Origin of the sequence: Streptomyces sp. NPDC101776 (assembly GCF_044766845.1) — a bacterium.
In the GTDB taxonomy this organism is placed as follows: Bacteria; Actinomycetota; Actinomycetes; order Streptomycetales; family Streptomycetaceae; genus Streptomyces.
Window position 1 is genome coordinate 66,939 of the sequence record NZ_JBIWMV010000026.1, and the last position, 13,012, is coordinate 79,950.

Genomic DNA, 13,012 nt, shown 5'->3' on the forward strand with positions numbered 1-13,012 from the left:
GTCTTCTCAGGTGGGACATTACTCCCTGGAGAAGCTGATTTCGCGAGTGCCCCCATGGGCTTAGGACAAAAGTCCGGGGTCGGACTCAGACTGGTGGAGGATAGGACCGGGGAGGTGCCGGGGATGCCGGAGCTGTCGCAGGAGACCGAGCGCGGGAGGGCCGTACTGCCCTTCGGGACGGCCGAGGTGACCGGGCCGTCCATGGTGCCGACACTGCTGCACGGGGATCTGCTCGTGGTGCAGTACGGCGCCAGGGTCAGGCCAGGGGACGTCGTCGTGCTGCGGCATCCGTTCCAGCAGGATCTGCTGGTCGTCAAGCGGGCCGTCGAGCGGCGCGACGGGGGGTGGTGGGTGCTCGGCGACAACGCGTTCGCCGGTGGCGACAGCACCGACTACGGCACCGTGCCCGGGGAACTGGTGCTGGGCAAGGTGCGGTTCAGGTACCGGCCGCTCAGGCCCGGTCAGCGTTCGCCGCTCGCGCTGGCGCGCTGGGTGGTCTCGGCCGCCAGGCCCGTCTTCCCGGACCGGCCGGCCTCCAGGCGCTTCCGGGCCCGGTAGGCGGCCACGTTGGCGCGGGTCGCGCAGCGGTCCGAGCAGTAGCGCCGGGAGCGGTTCGTCGAGGTGTCCAGGTAGGCGTTGCGGCACGGCGCGGCCTCGCACAGGCCGAGGCGGTCGACGCCGTACTCGGTGAGATGGAAGGCCAGGCCCATCGCCGCGATCGCCGCGTAGCCGGCCGTCGCGTTCGACGGGTGGTCCGCGAGGTGCATGTGCCACAGCGGACGGCCGTCCTCGTCCCGGAAGTTGTGCCCGGAGATCTGCGGGCTGACCGGGAACTCCAGGAGGAGCGAGTTCAGCAGGTTCACGGCGAGGGTCTCGTCGCCGCCGTCGGCCGCCTCGAAGACCGCCCGCAGCCGCGCCCGGACCGAACGGAAGCGGGTGACATCGGCGTCCGTGGCCCGCCGGGCCGCCTCCTGGTTGCCGGTGAACAGGTCCCGCACGGCCTCGACCGAGGTCAGGGCGTCCTTGCCCCGCGCCGGTTCCTCGGTGTTGACGAGGCGTACGGCATAGTCCGAGTAATAGGCCAGTTCCACTTGTAGTCCTTACGGAGGCGCTCTATGGTCGTGGGTGCGGTCGGGTAACAGCTGATCGTGCTTCCAGGGTATTACGACAGTGCTGCTACGACAGTGGTACGGCGACAGTGCCATGACGACAGTGCGTAGACAGGGGGTCCTCATGACGACCGGTGTCGGAACCGACTGGCAGGCCTGGCAGGAGAGCTGGGACCGGCAGCAGGAGTGGTACATGCCCGACCGGGAGGACCGCTTCCGGATCATGCTCGACATGGTCGAGGCGCTCGTCGGACCCGCACCCCGGGTCCTCGACCTCGCCTGCGGCACCGGCAGCATCTCCGCCCGGCTGCTCGCCCGCTTCCCGGACGCCACCAGTACCGGGGTCGACCTCGACCCGGCCCTCCTCGCCATCGCCGAGGGCACCTTCGCGGACGACGAGCGGGTCACCTTCGTCACGGCCGACCTCAAGGACCCGGAGTGGGCGACAAGGCTGCCGTACGACTCGTACGACGCGGTTCTGACCGCCACGGCCCTTCACTGGCTGCACAGCGAACCCCTCGCGGCTCTCTACGGTCAGATCGCGGGGCTCGTCCGCGACGGCGGTGTCTTCATGAACGCGGACCACATGATCGACGAGTCGACGCCCAGGATCAACGCGGCGGAGCGGGCGCGGCGGCACGCGCAGATGGAACAGGCCAAGCAGAACGGTGCCCTCGACTGGGCCGAGTGGTGGCAGCTCGCCGCCCAGGACCCGGTCCTCGCCGGCCCGACCGCCCGCCGTTACGAGATCTACGGCGAGCACGCGGACGGTGACATGCCCTCGGCCGCGTGGCACGCGCGCGTGCTGCGCGAGAAGGGGTTCGGGGAGGCGCGGCCGGTGTGGTGCTCGCCCTCCGACACCTTGCTGCTCGCGCTGAAGTAGGCCCCCGCAAGGGAAAGAGAGGCGGCGCGCGCACCGCGAAGTGGCCGCCTTCGCGAAGCTGCTGCCCGCCGGTGTCGGGGAGATCCGTGAGGTGAGCATGGACTACGTGTTCCGGAAGGAGACGGAGTTCCCGATGTCCGACCCGGTCGGCTTCATCAGGGTCCTCAACTTCACCGGCCCGAAGCCGACCGTCGGCTGGAGTCGCCCCTGTGACATGCCGACCAAGGAGGACTCGGGGACGTGCAGCTTCGAGCGGCTGCCGAACGGCAACGTCCTGGAGTTCCGCGAGAACTGGACCCACCTCTCCGTCATGCAGGACCCACGCCAGAAGTGGGGTGACTACCTCATGGTCACGCTCTATCTGAAGAAGGGCGGCACTCTCGAGGTCGACGACACCGCCGGTTTCACGGGCCGGAACTCGCTGGGCCCCTTGCTCGCGTCCCCGCCGCTGACGAAGAGCCGGCTGCGTGAACTGGCCCTGAATCCCGAGCTGTTGATGAAGAGCCGGCGGTAGGGGACGGCGAAAGGGGCGGTACGAGGATCTCGTACCGCCCCTTCGGCTCTCTTGCCGCGACGGCCAACTCTCTTACCGTCAGCGGACCTTGGAGCTCCGTACGGCTACAGCACCTTGGACAGGAAGGACTTGGTCCGATCGTGCTGCGGGTTCGCCAGGACCTCGCGCGGGTGGCCGGACTCGACCACCACTCCGTCGTCCATGAAGACCAGCGAGTCGCCGACCTCGCGGGCGAAGCCCATCTCGTGGGTGACGACGATCATCGTCATGCCGTCCGCCGCGAGGTCCCGCATCACGTCGAGCACCTCGCCGACCAGCTCCGGGTCGAGGGCCGAGGTCGGCTCGTCGAAGAGCATCAGCTTGGGCTGCATCGCCAGGGCCCGGGCGATCGCGACGCGCTGCTGCTGGCCGCCGGACAACTGGGCCGGGTAGTGGCCCGTCCGGTCACCGAGTCCCACCCGGTCCAGCAGTTGCTGGGCCCGCTCCCGGGCCACGGCCTTCGTCTCGCGCTTGACCTGGACCGGCGCCTCCATGACGTTCTCCAGGGCCGTCATGTGCGGGAAGAGGTTGAAGCGCTGGAACACCATGCCGATGTCCCGCCGCTGCGCCGAGACCTCCCTCTCCTTGAGCTCGTAGAGCTTGTCGCCCTGCTGCCGGTAGCCGACCAGCCGGCCGTCGACGTACAGCCGGCCGGCGTTGATCTTCTCCAGGTGGTTGATGCAGCGCAGGAAGGTGGACTTGCCCGAACCCGACGGGCCGACCAGGCAGAACACCTCGCGCGGATTCACCTCCAGGTCGATGCCCTTGAGGATGTGCGCGAGCCCGAACGACTTGTGCACGGCCTCGGCCCTGACCATCGGCCGGCCACCGGTGCTCGGGGCGATGTCCTTGGTGAGCTTGGTCATCGGGCCACCTCCGGGCGGCGGAAGGAGCCGAACATGCGGAGGTACTTCCCCATCCGCTGCAGCGGGGTCGGCGGCAGACTACGGCTCGAACCGCGGGCGTAGCGACGCTCGATGTAGTACTGGACGATGCTGAAGACCGTGGTCAGGAACAGGTACCAGATGCACGCCACGAAGTACATCTCGACGACCGCCAGCGAGGTGCTGGAGATGTCCGTGGCCTTCTTGATCAGCTCTGGGAGCTGGACGGCGTAGGCGAGCGACGAGGTCTTCAGCATGTTGATGAACTCGTTGCCGGTCGGCGGGATGATGACCCGCATCGCCTGCGGGAGGACCACCCGGCGCAGCGTCTTGCCCTGGGTCATGCCCAGCGCGTGCGACGCCTCCGTCTGGCCCTCGTCGACCGACTGGATGCCGGCCCGGACGATCTCCGACATGTACGCGGCCTCGTTCAGACCGAGTCCCAGCAGCGCCGTCAGGACCGGCGTCATCACCTGGTTCATCTCGTCCTTGTAGAACCCCAGGTTCAGGACGGGGAAGACGAGCGAGATGTTGTACCAGAGCAGGAGCTGGACAAGGACCGGGGTGCCGCGGAAGAACCAGATGTAGAACCAGGCCACCGTGCTGGTGACCGGGTTCGACGACAGCCGCATGACGGCGAGGATCACGCCGAGTACGACGCCGAGGAGCATCGCGAGCACCGAGATGTACAGCGTGGTCCAGGCGCCGGCCACGATGCCCGGGTCGAAGAGGTAGTCGGGGATCACGCTGTAGTTGATCTTCGCGTTGGAGAACGCGATCCCGATCAGCACCACGAGGCCCACGACCACCACGCCGGCCACCCAGCGGCCGTAGTGGCGCACCGGGATGGCCTTGATCTGCTCGGGCGGGACCGAGGGCGCGGGCGGCGGGACCTGGTCGGCAATGTCAGTCACGGTGACTGCCTTTCGACGTCGCGTGGATCAGGAGCCGCCGTTGATCTTGGCTTCGGTCACCGCGCCGTCCGTGACGTTCCACTTCTGCAGGATCTTGGTGTACTCGCCGTTCTTCATGATCGCGGCGAGGGCGGCCTGGAGGGCGTCGCGCAGCTGGGTGTTCGACTTGCTGACGGCGATGCCGTACGGACCCGCCTCGATCTGGTCGCCGACGACCTCGAAGTCCTTGCCGCCGCTGGAGGTCTTCGCGTTGTACGCCGCCACCGGGAAGTCGTTGAGGTCGGCGACGGACGCGGCCTGCTTCAGGCGGAGCAGCGCCTCGGGGTCGGTGTCGAAGGTCTGCAGGTTGATGGCCTTCTTGCCGTCGGTCGTACACTTCTTGCTCTGTGTCTTGGCGATGCCCTCGGACGTGGTGCCCTTCTGGAGGGCCACGACCTTGCCGCACAGGTCGTCCAGCGACTTGATGCCCTTCGGGTTGCCCTTCTGGACCAGGATCGACGTACCGGCCGTGAAGTAGTCGACGAAGTCGACGCCGTCGCCGACCTTCTTGCCGGTGTCCGAGTCCACGCCGTCCTGGCGGGCCTTGGTGTCGTTCATCGCCGACATGAGCACCTGGAAGCGCTTGGCCTGGAGGCCCACGATCAGGTTGTCGAACTTGCCGTTCTGGAACTCGAACTTCACGCCGAGCTGCTTGCCGAGCGCGTCCGCGATGTCCGGGTCGATACCGACGGCCTTGCCGCTCTCCATGTACTCGACCGGCGGGTACGCGATGTCCGAGCCGACCTCGATGACACCCGCCTTGCGGATGTCGGCGGGGAGCTTGCTCGCGAGCGGCGCCGAGGAGGACGCCGACTCCGAGCTGTCGCTGCTCTTGTCCGTCTGGTCGCCACAGCCGGCCAGCAGCAGGGTGGAGGCGACCGCGATCGCACCGACCGCTGCCAGCCGGGTGTGCGGGGCGGTCGTACGACGGGTGAAACGTGCGGTCATGGTGGGTTCCTCCGGCGGATGGATGGCGGTGCCGACGGGTCGACGAGAACACACACCTTCGGGTGTCGCGACCTCGTGTGATTAGGGCATCTTGCCATTCGGACTGAACCATTCAGGGGACCAGCCATGTCAAAATCGGATAACGGGTGACCCCCTAATCGCATCAGGTCGGTACATCAGGACGGCCCGCGCACGGACCATCTACGGGAATGGCTCCTTCCGGCCGGAGGATCTTCGGTACGGCCCACGGGGTGATCGATCACGGTTCCGCCTCTGGCGGACGAGATGTGACCTTGCGCCTATTGGACTCGTCCTCGGTGCCGTCCGTCCGGTAAGAAGGTTCTTTACACCCCTCATCCGGGGCTCAGGGCGCGTGTGCGGCGCGCCCGTCGCGCAGGTGCTCGTACGCATCAATTTCTGGGCCCTGCGCGGTGCCCGCCCACCCCTCACCAGGGAGTGGCCACCCTCAAATCAATGAAGACCTAAGGGGTTAGACAAAGTGGCAGCGGAGATCGTCAATCCTCGCAGCGACAGCAGTACGGATCAGGACGGCGGGGCCGAGCCCCTCGATTCCTTCGATCCGGCGTTCGCGCTGCACCGCGGCGGCAAGATGGCCGTGCAGGCCACCGTGCCGATCCGCGACAAGGACGACCTGTCCCTCGCGTACACACCCGGCGTCGCGCGCGTGTGCACCGCGATCGCGGAGCAGCCGGAACTCGTCCACGACTACACATGGAAGTCGTCCGTGGTCGCCGTCGTGACGGACGGTACGGCGGTGCTCGGACTCGGCGACATCGGTCCTGAGGCCTCCCTCCCCGTCATGGAGGGCAAGGCGATCCTGTTCAAGCAGTTCGGCGGCGTGGACGCGGTGCCGATCGCGCTGGACTGCACCGGCGTCGACGAGATCATCGAGACCGTGGTCCGCCTCGCGCCCTCCTTCGGGGGTGTCAACCTGGAGGACATCTCGGCGCCGCGCTGCTTCGAGATCGAGCGCAGGCTCCAGGAGCGGCTCGACATTCCCGTCTTCCACGACGACCAGCACGGTACGGCGATCGTGACGCTGGCCGCGCTGCGGAACGCCGCGCGGCTGACCGGGCGGGAGCTCGGCGAACTGCGGGCGGTCATCTCCGGTGCGGGCGCGGCCGGCGTGGCCATCGCCAAGTTCCTGCTGGAGGCCGGGCTCGGTGACGTCGCCGTCGCGGACCGCAAGGGCATCGTCTCGCGAGACCGGGACGACCTCACGCCGGTCAAGCGGGAACTGGCCGAGCTGACCAACAAGGCGGGTCTCTCGGGGTCGCTGGAGGCGGCGCTGGAAGGTGCCGACGTCTTCATCGGGGTCTCCGGCGGTACGGTGCCGGAACCTGCCGTGGCCTCCATGGCCGAGGGCGCCTTCGTCTTCGCCATGGCCAACCCGGATCCCGAGGTGCACCCCGATGTGGCGCACAAGTACGCGGCGGTCGTCGCCACGGGGCGGTCCGACTTCCCGAACCAGATCAACAACGTGCTGGCGTTCCCGGGGATCTTCGCGGGGGCGTTGCAGGTGCGGGCCTCTCGGATCACGGAGGGGATGAAGATCGCGGCGGCCGAGGCGCTGGCCGGTGTCGTCGGAGACGATCTCGCCCCGGACTATGTGATTCCGTCGCCGTTCGATGAGCGCGTCGCGCCTGCGGTCACCGCGGCTGTCGCTGCGGCGGCGCGGGCGGAGGGCGTTGCCCGACGGTAGCCCGGATGGCCCCGTCCTTCTGGGCGGGGCCATTTCTTTGCCCACCCGCCCGCCCGTTCAGGTGACTTGGGGGGCGTATCCCGTGGGTGGCTCGGGTCTCGTCGGCGGCCACGGCCCGTGGTCGTTTGAACCTTTCCCACCCGCCCGTTCGGGGCGTTGACGGGTGGGCCCTGCCCGTGGGCCCTGAGGCCGGTCGGCGGCCGCAGGTAGTCGTAGGGGCCGGGTACCCCGACCCGCCCGGTGTTCGAGGACGAGGCCGTTCAGGCCGAGGCGCGGCGCTCGGCCCAATGCCCCGCACCTTCGCGCAAGAGGGCATGTGTCACACCGCCCGGTAGTTCCCTGGCCAACCGGCGGAGCCTATCGTCAAGGTCATGTTCGCCGTCTACGCCGCCCGAATCGACCGCGACCAGCCGCTCTCCGGCCTTGAGTTGGGGGAGCGTCCCGCCCCCGAGGCCCGGCCGGGCTGGAGTGTCATCGATGTCAGGGCCGCCTCCCTCAACCACCATGACCTGTGGTCCCTGCGCGGCGTGGGCCTCGCCGAGGACAAGCTGCCGATGATCCTCGGCTGCGACGCCGCCGGTGTCGACGCGGACGGCAACGAGGTCGTCCTGCACTCCGTCATCGGCCAGACCGGTCACGGCGTCGGCCCCAAGGAACCCCGTTCCATCCTCACCGAGCACTACCAGGGCACCTTCGCCGAACAGGTCGCCGTACCGACCTGGAACGTGCTGCCCAAGCCGAAGGAACTGTCCTTCGCGGAGGCCGCCTGTCTGCCCACGGCCTGGCTGACCGCGTACCGCATGCTCTTCACCAACTCCGGTGTACGGCCTGGTGATTCGGTGCTCGTGCAGGGGGCCGGCGGTGGTGTCGCCACGGCCGCGATCGTGCTCGCGAAGGCGGCCGGGCTGCGGGTCTTCGCGACCAGCCGGGACGAGGCCAAGCGGAAGCGGGCGCTGGAACTGGGCGCTCTGGAAGCCGTGGAGCCGGGTGCGCGGCTGCCGCAGCGCGTGGACGCCGTCATCGAGACCGTCGGCGCCGCAACCTGGTCCCACTCGGTGAAGTCCCTCAAGCCCGGCGGCACGCTCGTCATCTCCGGTGCCACGAGCGGCGACCGCCCCTCGCACGCCGAACTGACCCGCATCTTCTTCCTCGAACTCAAGGTCGTCGGCTCGACCATGGGCACCAAGGACGAACTGGAGGACCTGCTCGCCTTCTGCGCCGCGACGGGTGTCCGCCCGGTCATCGACGAGGTGCTCCCCCTGGACCGGGCCCGCGAGGGCTTCGAACGACTCGACTCCGGCGGCCAGTTCGGCAAGATCGTCCTCACGAACGGCTAGCGGCTCCTTCCCTCTCACCGCTTCTACGGCCGGTCCGGTTCCCCGGGCCGGCCGTCGCCGTGTGCCACCTGCGCCCACCCCCGTCCGTCAACTTTGGTTGACATGCGGGCCGTGTCAACGTAAGTTGACGTCATGACCGAAGCAACGGATCTCGCCGAGCGCGCGGGTGACCGTGATCCACGGGTCGGCCTCCGTGCCGTGTCCGCGCTGCGCAAGCTGGTGGAGCAGCTGGAGGCGGTGCAGGTGCGCGGTGCGCGCAATCAGGGCTGGTCGTGGCAGGAGATCGCCGCGGAACTCGGAGTCAGCAGGCAGGCCGTGCACAAGAAGTACGGGAGGCAGTGATGTTCGAACGGTTCACGAAGGACGCCCGCGCCGTGGTGCGGGGCGCGGTGGAGCACCGCGAGCGGTCGGGGTCCGGTTCCGTCGACCCCGATCACCTGTTGCTGGCACTCCTCGACCGCCAGGGCAGCCGGGCCTCCTTCGCCCTGGCCGCCCTGGGTCTCGCTCCCGAGGAACGCAAGGAGTCCGTACGTCAGGCGCTGGGCGACGCGCGCAGGCGGGCCGGGCTCTCGCAGGCCGAGGCCGACGCGCTTGCCGGGCTCGGCATCGACGTCTCGGAGATCGTCGCCCGGGTCGAGGAGGTGCACGGCGTCGGGGCGATGTCCGGTGACCGCAAGGACAAGGAGTGGTGGTCCAGCCGCCGTGTCTTCAGCCGTGGCGCCAAGAACGTCCTGGAGAAATCCCTGCGCATCGCCGTCGCCCGTCGCGACCGGCATGTCGGCGACGAGCACTTCCTGCTCGCCCTGACCATCCTCCCCGGAGTGCCGGGTGAGGTGCTCGCCGACCACGGGGTGACCCACGAGGCGGCGACCCGCGTGCTGTACGGCGGGGGAGAGGCGAAGGCGGGCTGAGGAGCGGGGGCGGGCTGAGGGGTGGAGGCGGCGTGAGGGGCGGGGGCGGTGCGCCTGGGCTCGATGCCGGGGCGCACCGCCTGTGCCGGTGCCTCACCGTGTCGGCTCAGGCCTTGTACCCCCGCAGTACCGCCCCGATGTGCGCCGCCGCCGCCGACAAGTGGCGCCGGGTGTCCCGGAGCTGGTCCTCGGTGACACCGCGGTCGCGGGCCGCGTCACGGATGTCGTCCCGGAAGCGGTCGAGGAGCCGGTCCAGATCGCGGGCCGGGTCGCCGGTGGAGTCCTCGTGGGCCCAGGTCGGTTCGTACTCGGCGGGGAAGTCCTCCGGGGTTTGGCTGTACTCGGGTGCCGACGGCGCCCCCGGTGCCGAGGCCGACTTGCCCGCACCCGCACCGGTACCCGCGCCTGGCCCCGCCCCCGGCCGTCCCCCGAACCCGAAGTCCTTGCCGAACTCCTTCCCGAAGTCGCCGAACTCCTTGGCCAGTTCGGTCAGGCTCTCCCGCACGCCCGTGGGCCAGTCGCCGCGCGCGAAGTGGTCCTGCGCGTGTTCCTGGACCTGGCGGCCGATGCGCTGCATCTCCTCCTGGGCCTGCGCCCACGCCCGCGTCTGCGCCTCCTTGGCCTGGCGCCGGGCCTGCTGGGCCTCCTCGCGGGCCCGCCGGCTCTCGTCCTTGGCGCGCCGGGCCTGCTCCTTCCACTCCTGCTTGGCGCGGCGCATCTCCTCCTTGGCGGCGCGCCACGACTCCTTGTCGCCGAAGTCCGTGAAGTCCCCGGCGGGGCTGTCGTGTTCGCCCGGCCGGCCGCGCCCGGTCCTGGCTCCCTGGCGGGCCTCGGTCGCCGCCGCGCGCATCTCGCGCCGCAGGTCGCCCGCCGCGCCCCGGACGTCGGCCCGGATCTCGGCGGCCAGTTCGGCGACCGACTCGCGGATCTCCAGCTCCAGGTCGGCCAACTCGCCGCTGCGGTCGGCCAGTTCGGCGCGGCCGGCGTCCGTGATGGCGTACACCTTGCGGCCGCCCTCGGTGGTGTGGGTGACCAGGCCCTCGGCCTCCAGCTTGGACAGCCGGGGGTAGACCGTGCCCGCCGAGGGCGCGTACAGCCCCTGGAAGCGCTCCTCCAGGAGGCGGATGACCTCGTAGCCGTGTCGGGGGGCCTCGTCCAGCAGCTTCAGCAGGTACAGGCGGAGGCGGCCGTGGGCGAAGACGGGAGGCATGTCAGAGCACCTTCTTGTCGGTCGTGCCGTCGGCCGGGGCGGTGCCGGAGGCATCACCCGGGCCGGAAACGGAATTGTCCCCCGAGTCGCCCTGAGCCCCGTCCACAGGAGCGCCGGTCACATCGCCAGAGGCGCCGGTCGCGTCGCCCTCAAGCCCCCGTCCGCTCTCCTGGGCGGCGTCCTGGAAGGGCTCCTTGTCCTGGAGGTGCTCCTTCGCATCCGCCTCCCACGGCCCGTCCTCACCCTCGCCCTCGTCCTCCGCCACCGGCCGCCGCAGCAGCGCGATCGACCCGGAGACGGTCGTGGCGCGCAGCTTCCCCGTGCCCGCGCCCAGCCGGCCGGTGATCTTGTGGGCGCCCCACTGGCCGTGCACCCGCAATCCGTCGAAGGCGTTGGAGATCGAACCGCTCGCCGTGTTGGCCTCGACGTCCGCGTCCGCCGGATGCGGCAGCCGGATGGCGATCTCGCCCGAGACATTGGTCAGCCGGACGTCGGTCGGGCCGTCCGGGTCGAGGTCCACGATCATGGAGCCGCTCACCGACTCGGCGCGCACGGAGGGTCCCGAGCCCTCGACGACGGTGAGATCGCCGGAGACGGAGTTGAAGCGGAGGTCGCCGGTGACGGCCTGCGCCTCCAGGTTCCCGGAGACCGTCTCGGCGCGGACCGACCCGGAGAGGCTGACGAGGGTGGTGTCCCCGGTGACCCCGCGCACCACCGAAGGCCCGCTGATCCCGGAGACGACGGCTGCCGCGCCGACCACCCCGACCTCGACCCGGGTGTTCGCGGGAACGGCCAGGGAGACCACCGCGCTGCGCCGCCAGCCCTTCCGGTCGAGCCACTTGAGGAAGCCCTTCCAGGGCAGGTCCTCGTACGCCACCGTCAGCGTGCCGTTCTCCTGGGTCACCACCAGGGGTGGCCCGTCGATCTCGGAGATCTCGATGCGGGCGGAACCCTCGTCCGTCCCCACGACGTTCACCGTTCCGTTGACGATGCGCACATGGAGATCGCTCACGGGCTCGTCGAACGTGAGCTTCTTGGGCTCTGCGACGGACCACTCGGACATGATGCAGACCTCCTCGGCCGGGCATGACTGAACTGAACGGAACTGGAGCGGGATCGATCTGGCGCGGGATTGACCTGGACACGACGCGCCATATCGCGTCTCCCAAGAAACACGATATATCGCGGATGTGGAAAGTCAAGACACTCGTTCAGGTGGCCGCCTCCGGGCGTTGAACAACCGGCAAAAATGGGCAAATTACCCTAGCGTGTGACCATGTCGACGGAGAAACCCCAGGCCGGACCTCGGACCGGCGCCACCCCGGGCGCCCTGCTGCTCTGCCGGGCCGCCCCCGAGTCCGTCGCCCAGGCGGCCCACCCGCTCCGCGAACGCATGCTCCTGACCCGCGCGGGCGACGACTGGAGCGTGCTCGTCCCCGAGGGCAAGCCCTGGCTGCACGGCGACGAACCCGTCGACCGCGTCCTCACCGGCTGGGCCACCGCGCTCGCCGTCGGCGCCCCCTGGCCCGTACTCGCCCTGTGGTGGGACGCCGACCGCGCGGGCTACACCCTGGCCTCGGGCTTCCGCCGCCCTGTCGGCTACGTCTGGCTCACCGACGGCACCCCGGCCGGCGAGGACGAGGCGATGCGCACCTTCGCCGCCCGCCTGGGCCTGGACCCCGTACTGGACCTGCAGTCCCTGGCCCAGCTCACGAGACCGGACCCCGAAGCAGACGCCCGCGCCCGCCTCCGCGGCCTCCTCGCCGTCCTCACGCGCGCGGGAGTGGCACTCCCCGCCGGCCTCACCCCCGGTGAACCCGCCGACCGCCTCCGGGAGACCGCCCGCGTCCAGTCGGACGCCCAGCAGGTCGAGTGGGCGGGCTGGCGCGAGGCGGTCCGCGCGGAACTCGACGCGGTCGACAGCAGCCGCCTCGGCCCCTGGATGCCCTGGTCGGGCACCCCCAGGGCACGCGCCCTCGCCCTGGCCCAGACGGCGGCGGGCCTCCCGCTCACGACCTGGGGCCTACGACGCCGTAGCGGAGGCTGGTTCGTCGCGGGGGCACTGCTCCTGGCCCACGGCACGCTGGGCCTCGCCTACGACCTCGCCTACGACCTCGCCCGCCCGCGCGACTGACGCCGCCGACGGGACCGCGGTAGAGACGAGGCACTGTAGGGACCGGGAGCCGTAGGGATCCCTAGGGGCCGGGAGCCGTAGGAACTACTCCTCGTCGTCCTCGTCGTCCTCGTCGTCCTCGTCGTCCAGTCGGGCCAGCCAGGTCGCCAGGCGTTCCACCGGGACCTCGAAGTCCGGGTTCAGGTCGACGAAGGTGCGCAGTTGCTCGGCGAGCCACTCGAAGGTGACTTCTTCCTCGCCGCGCCGCTTTTCGAGCTCTTCGATGCCTCGGTCGGTGAAGTACACGGGGAATCTCCTGAGGGCGTGGGTCTGACACCTCCAGGTTATGCGGGCGGCAATGCTTCCGATCCACCACCTCACGCGCGCG

General features: G+C 69.8%; 15 protein-coding genes. 8 read left to right on the forward strand and 7 right to left on the reverse strand.

Annotated features, from left to right (window positions below):
- The first annotated feature begins 123 nt into the window (after window positions 1-123).
- On the forward strand, window positions 124-558 hold the full coding sequence (sodX, locus tag ACIRRY_RS45560; RefSeq protein WP_403985200.1) for a nickel-type superoxide dismutase maturation protease: 435 nt from the start codon (window positions 124-126) through the stop codon (window positions 556-558).
- Here the strand turns inward: sodX and ACIRRY_RS45565 are convergent.
- Window positions 462-1,091: a CGNR zinc finger domain-containing protein gene (locus tag ACIRRY_RS45565; protein WP_403985202.1), complete on the reverse strand. Its 630-nt coding sequence runs from the start codon at window positions 1,089-1,091 to the stop codon at window positions 462-464. The two genes, sodX and ACIRRY_RS45565, sit on opposite strands and share 97 nt — an antisense overlap.
- Window positions 1,092-1,233: 142 nt before the next feature.
- Between ACIRRY_RS45565 and ACIRRY_RS45570 the strand changes: the two genes are divergently transcribed.
- Together ACIRRY_RS45570 and ACIRRY_RS45575 are read left to right on the forward strand one after the other, a co-directional pair.
- The gene (locus ACIRRY_RS45570) at window positions 1,234-1,992 is read left to right on the forward strand and encodes a class I SAM-dependent methyltransferase (protein WP_403985204.1); all 759 of its coding nucleotides are present in this window, start codon (window positions 1,234-1,236) and stop codon (window positions 1,990-1,992) included.
- Between the two features lie 40 nt (window positions 1,993-2,032).
- Window positions 2,033-2,506 (forward strand): hypothetical protein, encoded by a 474-nt coding sequence (locus ACIRRY_RS45575; RefSeq protein ID WP_403985206.1) that lies wholly within the window; start codon window positions 2,033-2,035, stop codon window positions 2,504-2,506.
- Window positions 2,507-2,610: 104 nt separating this feature from the next.
- Here ACIRRY_RS45575 and ACIRRY_RS45580 read toward each other — a convergent pair whose 3' ends face one another.
- From ACIRRY_RS45580 to ACIRRY_RS45590, 3 genes are read right to left on the reverse strand one after another with little or no spacing between them, the layout of a single operon-like run.
- Window positions 2,611-3,411 carry an amino acid ABC transporter ATP-binding protein gene (locus ACIRRY_RS45580; protein ID WP_403985208.1) on the reverse strand — a complete coding sequence of 267 codons (801 nt, stop codon included), beginning with the start codon at window positions 3,409-3,411 and terminating at the stop codon, window positions 2,611-2,613.
- Window positions 3,408-4,343 carry an amino acid ABC transporter permease gene (locus tag ACIRRY_RS45585; protein ID WP_403985210.1) on the reverse strand — a complete coding sequence of 312 codons (936 nt, stop codon included), beginning with the start codon at window positions 4,341-4,343 and terminating at the stop codon, window positions 3,408-3,410. Before ACIRRY_RS45585 ends, ACIRRY_RS45580 begins: the two co-directional genes overlap by 4 nt.
- Before the next feature lie 27 nt (window positions 4,344-4,370).
- Entirely contained in the window at window positions 4,371-5,330 is a 960-nt protein-coding gene (locus ACIRRY_RS45590; protein ID WP_403985212.1) for an ABC transporter substrate-binding protein, read from the reverse strand.
- Between the two features lie 499 nt (window positions 5,331-5,829).
- Here ACIRRY_RS45590 and ACIRRY_RS45595 point away from each other — a divergent pair, with 499 nt between their 5' ends.
- The 4 genes from ACIRRY_RS45595 (at window position 5,830) to ACIRRY_RS45610 (ending at window position 9,301) form a co-directional block, all read left to right on the forward strand.
- On the forward strand, window positions 5,830-7,053 hold the full coding sequence (locus tag ACIRRY_RS45595) for an NADP-dependent malic enzyme (protein ID WP_403985214.1): 1,224 nt from the start codon (window positions 5,830-5,832) through the stop codon (window positions 7,051-7,053).
- Between the two features lie 371 nt (window positions 7,054-7,424).
- Window positions 7,425-8,390, forward strand: coding sequence for a zinc-binding dehydrogenase (locus tag ACIRRY_RS45600; protein ID WP_403985216.1), 966 nt, complete (start codon window positions 7,425-7,427; stop codon window positions 8,388-8,390).
- A 132-nt stretch (window positions 8,391-8,522) separates the two neighbouring features.
- On the forward strand, window positions 8,523-8,732 hold the full coding sequence (locus ACIRRY_RS45605; RefSeq protein WP_105975866.1) for a helix-turn-helix domain-containing protein: 210 nt from the start codon (window positions 8,523-8,525) through the stop codon (window positions 8,730-8,732).
- Window positions 8,732-9,301 carry a Clp protease N-terminal domain-containing protein gene (locus tag ACIRRY_RS45610; RefSeq protein WP_403985219.1) on the forward strand — a complete coding sequence of 190 codons (570 nt, stop codon included), beginning with the start codon at window positions 8,732-8,734 and terminating at the stop codon, window positions 9,299-9,301. The genes ACIRRY_RS45605 and ACIRRY_RS45610 overlap by 1 nt, the downstream gene beginning before the upstream one ends.
- A 106-nt stretch (window positions 9,302-9,407) precedes the next feature.
- Here ACIRRY_RS45610 and ACIRRY_RS45615 read toward each other — a convergent pair whose 3' ends face one another.
- Together ACIRRY_RS45615 and ACIRRY_RS45620 are read right to left on the reverse strand one after the other, a co-directional pair.
- On the reverse strand, window positions 9,408-10,511 hold the full coding sequence (locus ACIRRY_RS45615) for a helix-turn-helix transcriptional regulator (protein ID WP_403985221.1): 1,104 nt from the start codon (window positions 10,509-10,511) through the stop codon (window positions 9,408-9,410).
- A gap of 1 nt (window position 10,512) precedes the next feature.
- The gene (locus ACIRRY_RS45620; RefSeq protein WP_403985223.1) at window positions 10,513-11,574 is read right to left on the reverse strand and encodes a DUF4097 family beta strand repeat-containing protein; all 1,062 of its coding nucleotides are present in this window, start codon (window positions 11,572-11,574) and stop codon (window positions 10,513-10,515) included.
- Between the two features lie 213 nt (window positions 11,575-11,787).
- Between ACIRRY_RS45620 and ACIRRY_RS45625 the strand changes: the two genes are divergently transcribed.
- Window positions 11,788-12,645 (forward strand): hypothetical protein, encoded by an 858-nt coding sequence (locus tag ACIRRY_RS45625; protein WP_403985225.1) that lies wholly within the window; start codon window positions 11,788-11,790, stop codon window positions 12,643-12,645.
- A gap of 84 nt (window positions 12,646-12,729) precedes the next feature.
- Here ACIRRY_RS45625 and ACIRRY_RS45630 read toward each other — a convergent pair whose 3' ends face one another.
- Window positions 12,730-12,930 (reverse strand): DUF6104 family protein, encoded by a 201-nt coding sequence (locus ACIRRY_RS45630; RefSeq protein WP_329290353.1) that lies wholly within the window; start codon window positions 12,928-12,930, stop codon window positions 12,730-12,732.
- Window positions 12,931-13,012: the final 82 nt, after the last annotated feature.

Bases quoted from the DNA above. Each gene is read 5' to 3' on its own strand.
- ACIRRY_RS45580 (WP_403985208.1), bottom strand. From the start codon at position 3,411: ATGACCAAGCTCACCAAGGACATCGCCCCGAGCACCGGTGGCCGGCCG.
- ACIRRY_RS45620 (WP_403985223.1), bottom strand. From the start codon at position 11,574: ATGTCCGAGTGGTCCGTCGCAGAGCCCAAGAAGCTCACGTTCGACGAG.
- ACIRRY_RS45615 (WP_403985221.1), bottom strand. From the start codon at position 10,511: ATGCCTCCCGTCTTCGCCCACGGCCGCCTCCGCCTGTACCTGCTGAAG.
- ACIRRY_RS45610 (WP_403985219.1), top strand. From the start codon at position 8,732: ATGTTCGAACGGTTCACGAAGGACGCCCGCGCCGTGGTGCGGGGCGCG.
- ACIRRY_RS45570 (WP_403985204.1), top strand. From the start codon at position 1,234: ATGACGACCGGTGTCGGAACCGACTGGCAGGCCTGGCAGGAGAGCTGG.
- sodX (WP_403985200.1), top strand. From the start codon at position 124: ATGCCGGAGCTGTCGCAGGAGACCGAGCGCGGGAGGGCCGTACTGCCC.
- ACIRRY_RS45590 (WP_403985212.1), bottom strand. From the start codon at position 5,330: ATGACCGCACGTTTCACCCGTCGTACGACCGCCCCGCACACCCGGCTG.
- ACIRRY_RS45625 (WP_403985225.1), top strand. From the start codon at position 11,788: ATGTCGACGGAGAAACCCCAGGCCGGACCTCGGACCGGCGCCACCCCG.
- ACIRRY_RS45600 (WP_403985216.1), top strand. From the start codon at position 7,425: ATGTTCGCCGTCTACGCCGCCCGAATCGACCGCGACCAGCCGCTCTCC.
- ACIRRY_RS45605 (WP_105975866.1), top strand. From the start codon at position 8,523: ATGACCGAAGCAACGGATCTCGCCGAGCGCGCGGGTGACCGTGATCCA.